The 5,158-nt window shown below is 71.5% G+C and carries 3 protein-coding genes and 1 pseudogene; all 4 read right to left on the reverse strand.

Annotation, left to right across the window (positions count from 1 at the left end):
* Positions 1-50 precede the first annotated feature (50 nt).
* Positions 51-692, reverse strand: a complete 642-nt coding sequence (locus tag ACFVXH_RS41195) for a DUF742 domain-containing protein (protein ID WP_074001503.1) — start codon at positions 690-692, stop codon at positions 51-53.
* A gap of 161 nt (positions 693-853) precedes the next feature.
* Positions 854-1,267, reverse strand: coding sequence for a roadblock/LC7 domain-containing protein (locus ACFVXH_RS41200; RefSeq protein ID WP_030248297.1), 414 nt, complete (start codon positions 1,265-1,267; stop codon positions 854-856).
* 10 nt (positions 1,268-1,277) lie between these two features.
* Positions 1,278-4,655, reverse strand: coding sequence for a nitrate- and nitrite sensing domain-containing protein (locus tag ACFVXH_RS41205; RefSeq protein WP_387831221.1), 3,378 nt, complete (start codon positions 4,653-4,655; stop codon positions 1,278-1,280).
* Between the two features lie 401 nt (positions 4,656-5,056).
* Positions 5,057-5,158 (reverse strand): annotated as a pseudogene (locus ACFVXH_RS41210) (ATP-binding protein); the annotation flags it as partial.

Consider the following 5,158-nt stretch of genomic DNA (forward strand, 5'->3'; position numbering starts at 1 on the left):
CCGCGACGACGATCTTCGCGGAGGTGGTGGCGCGGGTGGGGGCGGCCGCGTTAGAGCTTGCGAAGTCCACTGAGGACCCTTTCGAGCAGCGTGACGTCGGGCTGGTTTCCGGTTTCGCCGCCGGAAGCGGGCTGGTGGATGGCGACCAGGCCGGCCTCGGCCAGGTCGGCCACGAGGATGCGGGCCACTCCCAGGGGAAGGGAGAGCAGCGCCGACACCTCCGCGACGGATTTGACCTCCGTGCACAGCGTGCAGATCCGCTGGTGCTCGGGGAGCAGGGTGGCCATGCGCTGCGGGTCGACGTCGGCGGAGACCAGGGCCTCCAGCGCGAGTTCGTAGCGCGGCCTGGTCCTGCCACCGGTCATCGCGAACGGGCGGATCAGCGGGCCGGAGTCGGGTTCGTCCTCGAACTCCTCGACGTGGCCGGGCTCCTGGGCGGGCAGGTAGCCGGGGTCCGGCTCGGGCGCCGGGGCCGGGTAGCCGGGCGCCGGGGCGCCGTACGAGGGCTGCCGGGCGTACTGGTCGTACTGGCCGTACTGCTCTTCGGGCCGGGGGTACGGCTGCCGGGGCTGTCCGTACTGGTGCCGGCCGTACTGCTGACCGTGGCCGACGCCGGGTGCTCCGAAGGCGTCATGGCCTGTGCCAGGGTACGGAACACCGTATTGGCCGCTGCGGTCGTCGGGCGGTGTCACGGTTCCTCTCCTCACAGGGTGCGGCGGTGCGGTGCGAGCTTCGGCGCAGGTCCGGAGCCGGTGGTGCGAAGGCCGTACAACGTCCGAACCCGAGCCCGCCGAAGCGGGCCCGGGAAGGACGCGGAGGTACTTCGAATACCTGGACGGTATCCGACGAACCGTCAGTGCAGGAGACTGCCCTGGAGTTCCGCGCGGAGTGCGGGGGTGAGGACGGCGCCGGCGCGGTCGACGAGCAGGGCCATCTCGTAGCCGACGAGGCCGATGTCGGAGTCCGGCGCGGCCAGGACGGCGAGTGCGGAGCCGTCGCTGACGGCCATCAGGAACAGGAAGCCCCGTTCCATCTCGACGACGGTCTGGTTGACCTCGCCGCCCTCGAAGATCCGGCTGGCGCCGGAGGTGAGGGAGGTGAGGCCGGAGGCGACGGCGGCGAGCTGGTCGGCGCGGTCCCGGGGGAAGCCCTCGGACATGCACAGCAGGAGGCCGTCCGCGGAGACCACCACGGTGTGGGACACCCCGGGGGTGTTGTCCACGAAATTGGTGATCAGCCAGTTCAGGTTCTGTGCGGCCTGGCTCATCTGAGTCAACTCAACGCTCCTGGTGGTTCGAGCCGCCGAAGAGATCGGTGCTCCGGTTCTGTCCGTTGCCGGACTGGTCTACCTGATCGGGGTCGATCCGGAAGCTTCCGGTGTTACCGGCGCTGCGGCCCTGCTCCACACCGCGGCGCAGGTTGGTGAGGCGGCCACGGACCTCCTCCGGGCTGCGGGAGACCTGCGGCCCGTCCTGCGGGGTGGACTTGGCGTTGCCGGGCACCAGGTTCTGCTTGGGCACGCGCCGCGGCAGACCGGCACCGGTGGTGCCGCTGGAGGAGGGCTCGCGCAGCTGCTCGGCCCGCTGCCAGTCGCCGTCGTTCGGCGACTGCCAGGCGGCGCGGGCGGTCGGGCCGGTCGGGCCGTAACCGCCGAGCGAGGACACGTCGTGGCCGCGCTGGGTCTCGGGCGCCGAGGTGTCCTTGGCGCCGGCGAACCAGTTCGGGCTGTCGCCGGACTGGCCGCCGCCGGCCGGCGCGGCGGGGAGGCCGCCGCCCGCCAGCTGCTCGCCGGGACGGCGCTGCGGCAGCCCGGACGGCAGGGTGGCGTGCGGCTCGGCGGCGGGCAGCGCGGGCGGCTCGGGGGCGTACGGGTGGCCGGCCGGGGAGTCCTGGGCCGGGCGGCCGTACTGGTCGTCGGCGTACCCGTCCTGCTGGTAGCCGCCCTGGTCGTAGCCGTACCGGTCGTCGGCGTACTGCCCGCCGGCCTGGCCCTGCTGCTGCTCGTAGCCCTGGGGGGCGTACTGGTCGTAGCCGTCCTGGGCGTACCCGTCCTGCTGGTACTCGTCCTGCTGGTAGCCGCCCTGGTCGTAGCCGTACCGGTCGTCGGCGTACTGCTCGCCGGCCTGGCCCTGCTGCTGGTCGTAGCCCTGCGGGGCGTACTGGTCGTAGCCCTGCTGGTAGTCCTCCTCGACCTCGGCGTCGACCACCGGCGCCTGCGGGGCGCTCTCCAGGGCCGCGCGGCGGACCTGGTCGAGGCGCTGCGAGCGCTGGACGGCCTCCAGGGCGGGGCTGAACCCGCTGGAGCCGGCGTTGCCGGTGCCGGTGAGGTGGTCGTCGAAGCCGAGCTCGGCCGCGCTGCGGGCGCGGGTGTCCGGCGCCCACTCGGCGGCCGGCTCCTGCTCGGCGAAGATCCGGGAGACGGTGAACTGCTCGTCCGGCTCCGGCGCCGCACCGGACTGGGTGACGAACGGCGGGAGCATGACCAGCGAGGTGGTGCCGGCGGACTCGCCGGACGGGCGGAGCTGGACGCGGATGTCGTGCCGCTGGGACAGCCGGCCGACCACGAACAGGCCCATGCGGCGGGAGATGGTGGCGTCCACCGTGGGCGGCTCGGCCAGCTTCTCGTTGATCTCCGCGAAGTCCTCGGCGGTGAGGCCGATGCCCTTGTCGTGGATCTCGACCAGCACGCGGCCGTCCGGCAGGCGGGTCGCGTTGACCAGCACCCGGGTCTGCGGGCTGGAGAACGAGGTGGCGTTCTCCAGCAGCTCGGCGAGCAGGTGGACGAGGTCGGTCACGGCGGCGCCGACGACGTCGACCTCCGGGATGCCGGAGAGCTCGACGCGCTCGTACTGCTCCACCTCGGACGCGGCGGCGCGGAGCACGTCGACCAGCGGGACCGGGGTGTTCCAGCGGCGGCCGGCCTCCTCGCCCGCGAGGACGAGCAGGTTCTCACCGTTGCGGCGCATACGGGTGGCCAGGTGGTCCAGCTTGAAGAGGTTCTCCAGCTGGTCCGGGTCGGCCTCGTTGTTCTCCAGGTCGGTGATCAGCGCCAGCTGGCGCTGGATCAGGCTCTGGCTGCGGCGCGACAGGTTGGTGAAGATCGCGTTGACGTTGCCCCGCAGCAGGGCCTGCTCGGCGGCGAGCGCCACGGCCTGCTGGTGGACCTGGTCGAACGCCCGGGCGACCTCGCCGATCTCGTCCTTGCCGTGCAGCGGGATCGGGGTCACCGAGGTGTCGACCCGGTCGGGGTCGGTCTTGGAGAGCTTCTCGACCAGGTCCGGCAGGCGGTGGTCGGCGATCTCCAGGGCGGCGCTGCGCAGGGTGCGCATGCCGAGGATCATCGAGCGGGCCACGTAACCGGTCAGCAGGCCGGCCAGGATGAGCGCCGCGACGACGATGACCGTGTTGAGGATGGCGTCGTAGAGCGCGTTGTCCTTCAGGTTGCGGGAGTCGGTGAGGACCTCGTCCAGCAGCGCGAGCTCGGTGTTCCGCAGGGCCTGGATGTGGGTGTCGGTGGCCTGGTTCCAGTTCTCCTGGGTCAGGCCGGCGTTCTTCGCCTCGGTGTACGCGGCGTCGGCGACCGCCTTGCCCTTCTGCTGGCCCTCCGCGGCGGCCTGGCTGTACGAGGCGCCGAGCTGGAGCAGGCCCTGCATGGTGGGCGGCGCGCCGTTGGGCATCTTGTACGCCGAGCGGTCCTGGGCCGCGGTCTGCGCGATCTGCGCGGCCGCGTACTTGGCGGCGTCCTCGGGGGCGCTGCCGGTGTTGAACTCGTTGATGGAGACCTGTTCCAGCTTCTCCGAGATCAGGATCTGCTGGATCACGTCCTGGTTCTCGTAGCGCGTGGTGACGTTCGCCGAGATGCCGACCAGCAGGTTGAGCATCAGCGCGCGCTGGGTCGACGCCGCGGCCTTGGCCAGCGACATCGCGTAGATCGCGCGGCCCTTGCTGGTGGCGTTGGCGGAGCCCAGGCCGACCGAGTTGTCGAAGGCCAGCAGCGGGTCGAGCATCACCGAGTACGCGTTGGCCGTGGCGCTGATGAACAGCTCCGGGTTGTACGCGTTGGCCCGCAGGTGCGGCAGGTCGACCACCAGGGTCTGGAAGGCCTCGTGACGCCGGGGGAGCTCACCGGACTTGTCGGAGGCCGCGTAGGCGGCGTTGTACGCCTTCAGCGCGGCGTCGGTGGCGCCGCGGCGCTTGGCCACCTCGTTGTTCGGGTCCTGCTTGGTGAGCAGGGGTATGAGCGTCTTGTCGCGCTCGTTCTCCAGCGCCTCGGCGAGTTCGGTCGCCGCCTTGGCCAGCTCCGCGGTCTTCTCGGCGCGGGAGGCCTTGATGAAGCCGTCGACCGAGGTGTTCACGCGCAGACCACCGAAGACGAGACTGATGGTCACGGGGATCAGCAGGATCGCGATCAGACGGGTCGGCACGCGCCAGTTGCGCGGGCGGAGGAAGTCGTACCGGCTCGAGCCGCCGTCGCCCGACGAGCCGCCGCCGCGGGGTGTCGCGGCCGGGGGCTCGGGAGCCGGGACGGTGCTCTGGGAGCGTTCCTCGGTGGGAGCGAACGCGGAGAATCCGGCCGGGTCCCCCGGGGTACCGTTCGGCTCGCTCTGGCGGGGCTCGGAGCGCCGCTGCGGGGCGGGTTGCTGCTTACGCCTCACTCGACAACTACCTCTCGGCCGACTGCCGGCCATGGATCAATCCAGCGCTACCCCTGGGCCCTGAACCGCCGCCGTAGGGGCCGGCGCAGGAGAAACCAGGGGTAGCTGGAATTTCAGCACGTGCGGGGATGGGGGACAAACAGCCGCCGTCCGGCACCCGCCTCGGTACATTCTGGACATTCACCGACATGACGGAGCAAAACCGTGGTCACCTGGCGCTGAGTGACGCTGTTTCGCCACGCTGAGTCATTGTTGATCACAAAATGCCTACCGAACTGTTATCCGCTGCTTATACACGGGTCTTGCGCGCGGCCCCCGGAGGTCACCCGCGGGTAGGCACCGCGGTCCCGACGGCCCGTCGCGGGGGACGGACCGTCGGGGCCGTGCGGTTCCCCCCTCGCTCAGCGGAGCCGGGCGAGCAGGGCGTGTTCGACGAGGGTGATGAGGGCGCTCTTGGCGCTGTCGCGGCGGCGGGCGTCGAGGGTGATGACGGGGGTGTCGGC

Origin of the sequence: Kitasatospora sp. NPDC058184 (assembly GCF_042883725.1) — a bacterium.
In the GTDB taxonomy this organism is placed as follows: domain Bacteria; phylum Actinomycetota; class Actinomycetes; order Streptomycetales; family Streptomycetaceae; genus Kitasatospora.